4 protein-coding genes and 2 tRNA genes are annotated in these 5,042 nt (G+C 62.4%); 2 read left to right on the top strand and 4 right to left on the bottom strand.

Features of this window, described 5'->3' with window-relative positions; translation table 11 throughout:
- The first annotated feature begins 299 nt into the window (after positions 1–299).
- Positions 300–944 (top strand): SDR family oxidoreductase, encoded by a 645-nt coding sequence (locus B3M53_RS11275; protein WP_160091539.1) that lies wholly within the window; start codon positions 300–302, stop codon positions 942–944.
- Here B3M53_RS11275 and B3M53_RS11280 read toward each other — a convergent pair.
- The 4 genes from B3M53_RS11280 to B3M53_RS11295 form a co-directional block, all read right to left on the bottom strand.
- A complete protein-coding gene (locus tag B3M53_RS11280) occupies positions 941–2,893 on the bottom strand; it encodes a monovalent cation:proton antiporter-2 (CPA2) family protein (RefSeq protein WP_160091538.1) in 1,953 nt (650 codons plus the stop codon). The two genes, B3M53_RS11275 and B3M53_RS11280, sit on opposite strands and share 4 nt — an antisense overlap.
- Positions 2,893–3,513, bottom strand: coding sequence for an NAD(P)H-dependent oxidoreductase (locus B3M53_RS11285; RefSeq protein WP_022699747.1), 621 nt, complete (start codon positions 3,511–3,513; stop codon positions 2,893–2,895). Before B3M53_RS11285 ends, B3M53_RS11280 begins: the two co-directional genes overlap by 1 nt.
- A gap of 131 nt (positions 3,514–3,644) precedes the next feature.
- A tRNA-Gly gene (locus B3M53_RS11290) sits at positions 3,645–3,715 on the bottom strand.
- A 145-nt stretch (positions 3,716–3,860) separates the two neighbouring features.
- Positions 3,861–3,946, bottom strand: a tRNA-Tyr gene (locus B3M53_RS11295).
- A gap of 143 nt (positions 3,947–4,089) precedes the next feature.
- On the opposite strand from B3M53_RS11295, the gene B3M53_RS11300 reads away from it, so the two are divergent.
- A complete protein-coding gene (locus B3M53_RS11300; protein WP_273020477.1) occupies positions 4,090–4,893 on the top strand; it encodes a TrmH family RNA methyltransferase in 804 nt (267 codons plus the stop codon).
- The last annotated feature ends 149 nt before the right edge of the window (positions 4,894–5,042 follow it).

A 5,042-nucleotide genomic window follows, 5' to 3' on the forward strand; every position in this document is an offset into this window, starting at 1 on the left:
CAAACTTTTCCTTGGCCATTGTCGTGGACCCTCAAGCTGGAACATGGATTTGCGGCGCTTGCATCAGCCGACGGTCCGACTGCTGAACGATGCGCCTTGGCGATGGCGCGGGGCATAGCGCCCGCTCGCCCGCAAGGCAAGGGAGAAAGCGCCCCGGACGCAGGCTTCTGCAGATGAAGCCTCGTTCCGCCCCCTCCTCCGCCACCCCTTCATGTTCCTGGAACGGAACAAAAGCCCTGCCCCTTCGTTGTTTTACCAGGCTGGCGACCGTCAGCCGTCCAGCAGAACAGGAGAAGACGATGCGTATTCTCATTGCAGGCGCCACGGGTCACACCGGCCGCGCCCTCACCCGCAAGATCCAGCAATCGGGAGGCACGCCGGTCGCGCTTGTGCGGGAGAGTTCTGACGTATCCGTTCTGCCTGAGGGCGTCGAGACGCGGACGGGAGATCTGACCGCGCTGCCCGACGACGTGGCCGACTCGATGGATGCGGTCATCTTCGCCGCCGGCTCGGGCGGCGACACGCCGGACGCCCTGACCGACGCCATCGACCGGGACGGCGCCATCTCGCTCATCGAGAAAGCCAAGCAGGCCGGGGTTCAACGCTTCGTCATGCTCAGCACTGTCGGCGCAGACCAGCCTGAGCGCGGACCAGAAGCGCTGCGCCATTATCTCAAGGCCAAGGGCGACGCCGACGCCTACCTTGAAACCGCTGGCATTGACTTCACCATCGTGCGCCCAGTCGCGCTCACTCATGAGAGCGGCGCAGGACAGGTCGAGGTCTCCGCCGGTCATGTGAGCGGAGAGAGTATTTCCCGTGAAGATGTGGCGGAAGTGCTGGAACGATGCGTCAGCGTCCCCGAAGCCTCTGGCGCCGTATTTGAGCTGTCAGAAGGCCCCCTCAGCATCGGCGAGGCCATGGGCCTCATCAACCGCGCCGCCTAATCTGGAGTGTCCGGGTCCGAACGCGCCTGATCGCGTTCGACTCGGACGTCTTTCGGCGTCGGCGGCGACCAGCGCCGATCATTCATCGCGCCCAGAACGCGCCCGCCGCCACTCAGCTCGTTCTGCTGACGTTCACGCGCTTCGCGGGCTCTGGCGACGAAGGGCGGGTTCTTGTGATTTGGGATTTCCGGGTCATAAACCTCCGCCATCTCACGCAGGATCTTGCGATCCTCCTGAACGTAGGCGCGGCACATCTGTTCAGCGTCGAACGGATGCGCCCCCAGCGCCTCAAACGCGCTACGCCCGATCCGCACGCTGGAATCAAACGTCTCCCGGATCATGTCCCGGCACCCTACGGCATACAGATCATAGACATGCTCGCGCGAGACCGCCCGGGCGATCACATGCACATGCGGATGATTGCGACGCACATGGCGGACCAGTTCGGTGATCTGATCTCGGTTGTCGATGGCGACCACCAGCAGCTCCGCCTGCTCGATCCCGGCGGCGTGCAGCAGGTCGGGCCGAGTCGCATCTCCGAAGAAGACCTTGATGCCGAAGGCGCGAAGCACTTCGAGCTGGCTTGAGGAATAGTCCAGAACGGTCGTGTCATGCCCGTAGGCGCGGAGCATGCGGTTGACGATGCCCCCGACGCGTCCATGTCCGGCGATGATGATCTTGGCCTTGGAATCGATCTCGTCGGCGTCCCGGGGCGTTCGCGATCTGGCCATCATCGCGCTGATCTTGTCATTGAGCACGAACAGGCCCGGCGTGATCAGCATGGACAAGGCAACCACCAGCAAAAGCAGGCTTGCAGTGGCGGGCGGCAAGATCGATTCAGAGACGGTCAGCGTCAAAAGCACGAAACCGAACTCGCCCGCCTGGGCCAGTCCCAATGTGAACAGCCAGCGATCCGCCCCGCCGATCCGGAAGATCAGACTGAGCCCCCACAGTATCAGAGCCTTGATCACGATCAGTCCGAGCGTGAGACCCAACGTCACCCAGAGCTGGTCCGCCAGCAGCGTGAAGTCGACAGCCGCCCCGACCGTGATGAAAAACAGTCCCAGCAAAAGCCCGCGAAACGGATCGATATGGCTTTCCAGCTCGTGCCGGTATTCGGAATTGGCCAGAACCACGCCCGCCAGGAACGCCCCCAGAGCCGGCGACAATCCCGCCAGCGTCATCAGCAAAGCGATCCCGACCACCAGCATGAGCGCCGCCGCAGTGAACAGCTCGCGGAGCCGCGCCATGGCGATGAACCGGAACAATGGACGGGTCAGATAGCTGCCAATTCCCACGACCAGCGCAATCGCGGCGAGACTGATCAGCCCTCGCCCCCATCCGGGCACGCCTGCAAACAACGCCAGATCTGCGCTTTCGCCGCCATGATCAGAGGCGGACGCCCCGACATGGGCGGCTGCGTCCGCCGCGATCTCTGGTGAAGAGAGCAACGGGAACAAGGCCAGCATGAAGATGACCGCTATGTCCTGAAACAACAGCACCGAAAAACTGCTGCGACCGCCATCCGAATTCATCAGTCCCCGCTCATTGAGCGTCTGGATGACGATGGCGGTGGAGGAGAGCGCCAGAATGAAACCTATGGCCACACCTTGCCGCCAGGGCATGTCCAGCATCAGGCAGACGGCGATGACGACCGCTGCGGTCACCCCAACCTGCAGCCCGCCCAGCCCCATCAACCGGGCGCGCATATCCCACAGGCGACGCGGCTCAAGCTCCAGCCCGACGATGAACAGCATCATCACGACGCCGAACTCGGCGAAGTGCTGGATGGCGATCACATCCACATCAAGCAGACCCAGGATCGGGCTCAGCACGATCCCTGCGAGCAGATAGCCCAGCACCGATCCCAGCCCCAGACGAGACGCCAGCGGAACAGCGATGACCCCCGCGGTGAGAAACACGGTCGCCAGAAGCAGAAAATCACCCATCAGGCCGTCTCCCCATCGCGCACCAGAGCCTCAAGGTCTCGGGCCTGAACCAGGTCGAGCTCGCCAGCGCGGTCGCAATCATAGCGCTCCTCGCGCAACGCCATGATCAGCGCCTTGTAGCCTTTCACATGATCGGGCAGGCGGTCATCCTCCGACGCGACGAGCGATTCAAACAGAACGTAGGGAGGCAAGTGCCGCATCTGACAGAGTCGCGCGGTCTGCTCCAGCGGAGTCAGGAAGGTGCGCAAAGAGTGATTTTGAAAGCCGTCAGGGCTGTACGCGTCTTCCGGAGACGACGCGGTGACGGCGCACATGAAGATCTTGTCCTTCAGCGCCTCTCCGCCGGAGCCATAGGCGAATCCATGCTCCAGAACCAGATCCATCCACTCTTTCAGAAGCGAGGGCGTGGAATACCAGAACAGCGGAAACTGGAAGATGATGACATCGTGCTCGACCAGACGCGCCTGCTCGTCCTCGATTTCGATATCGTGGCGCGGATACAGCTCGTACAGATCAACGAAGGTGACGCCGGCCAGATGATTGACGGCTTCCGCCATGCTCAGATTCGCACGTGAATAGCGTCGACCGGGATGAGCGAAGTAAACCAGTACGCGCGCCATGCTTCCTCCACCCTGTCACCATGACCCGCCTCGCCAGCAAGTCTTGCTCAAAGTGTGACGTGGTTCGCCCTCGCGGCGCAATCGCCGTCACGGCCTGCACGCGTTCGATTTCAGGAAATGCAGGGAAATAGAGCGGGTAGCCGGGATCGAACCGGCATCCTCAGCTTGGAAGGCTGCTGCACTACCATTGTGCTATACCCGCGCCGGACGAATTAGATAGCGTGTCCCTGACCCGCTTGTCGAGATGGCAGAAGCGGTCAGAATGCAGATGCCGGGATGCGCACGAACACTTTTCCGCCCATGCCTGACGGCAAGACGGGTAACGTTTCAGCTCATTTGAAAAGAAGTGGTGGAGGGGGCTGGATTCGAACCAGCGTACGCCGAAACGGGCAGATTTACAGTCTGCTGGATTTAACCACTCTCCCACCCCTCCACAGGGTTCGCGTCACCGCGAGAACGACTGATTGGGAGCTCAGTCGCCGGGCCAATTCAGGGTTCCACCGCATCAACCGATTGCGCAAGAGCGCTAAGGGCTTTAACGAGGCCGCTCCCTGATTTGGAGCGCGGACTATAGTCATGGCTTTTCAACGGCGCAACACCGATAAAAAGGGTTCTGCAGCGCGAAATGCAGCCCGACGTGACGGCCCCGATCAGGGGTGGATCTGGGGTCGCCATGCGGTCCTGGCGGCCTTGGCCAACTCCAAGCGAAAACACATCTCTTTGCATGTGACGCGCAATGCCGCGACCGAGCTGGACGACACCTTTCAGAAGCTCGCCGACATCGAATTGCCCGGCCAGATCACAGCCCGCTTGCCCGAAGGCGCGGTGCATCAGGGCTTCGCGCTGAAAACCGGCGCGCCGCCTGCGGAATCGCTGAACGCCGTAATGGAGCCCACCCATGGGCTGCTGGTCGTCCTCGACCAAATCACCGACCCGCATAATGTCGGCGCCATCCTGCGTTCGTGCGCCGCGTTCGGCGTTCGGGCTGTCATTGTTCAGGACCGAAAATCGCCGCCGTTTTTTGGCGCCCTGTGCAAGACCGCGGTCGGCTGCGCGGAGACCATTCCCCATGTGAAGGTCACCAACATCGCCGATACGCTGATCGCGCTCCAGGAGGCCGGCCGCTATGTGATCGGACTGGCGGGCGAAGCGGAAGCCAGCCTGTCAGACGAAGTCGCCGCGAACGCCGGGCCGGGCCTGGTGCTGGTGCTGGGCGCGGAAGGCGATGGCCTGCGCCCGCGCGTGGCCGAGCATTGCTCGGCGCTGGCGCGCATTCCGATGGGACCGAAAGCGGAAAGCCTCAATGTGTCGAACGCCGCGGCGATCGCGCTTTATGAAGCCTCCCGCTTTGATCCCCGAATCAATCCCAAAGCGGACTGATCCGATTCTCGGTCGGTCTAGCCGCCGGTGGTGAAGTCGCCGCCGCCGGAGGTGCGGATATTGCGCTGGCCGGTGACTGTGCGGATGTAGGCGTCAGACCCGCCGCTCACATGGATGTCCACATCCTCGGCGATCCCGCCGAACCACAG

The sequence above is a fragment of the Oceanicaulis sp. UBA2681 genome (assembly GCF_002354675.1).
GTDB lineage: Bacteria > Pseudomonadota > Alphaproteobacteria > Caulobacterales > Maricaulaceae > Oceanicaulis > Oceanicaulis alexandrii.

Excerpts from the sequence above, each read along its gene's own strand:
- B3M53_RS11300 (WP_273020477.1), top strand. The coding sequence starts at position 4,090 with ATGGCTTTTCAACGGCGCAACACCGATAAAAAGGGTTCTGCAGCGCGA.
- B3M53_RS11280 (WP_160091538.1), bottom strand. The coding sequence starts at position 2,893 with ATGGGTGATTTTCTGCTTCTGGCGACCGTGTTTCTCACCGCGGGGGTC.
- B3M53_RS11285 (WP_022699747.1), bottom strand. The coding sequence starts at position 3,513 with ATGGCGCGCGTACTGGTTTACTTCGCTCATCCCGGTCGACGCTATTCA.
- B3M53_RS11275 (WP_160091539.1), top strand. The coding sequence starts at position 300 with ATGCGTATTCTCATTGCAGGCGCCACGGGTCACACCGGCCGCGCCCTC.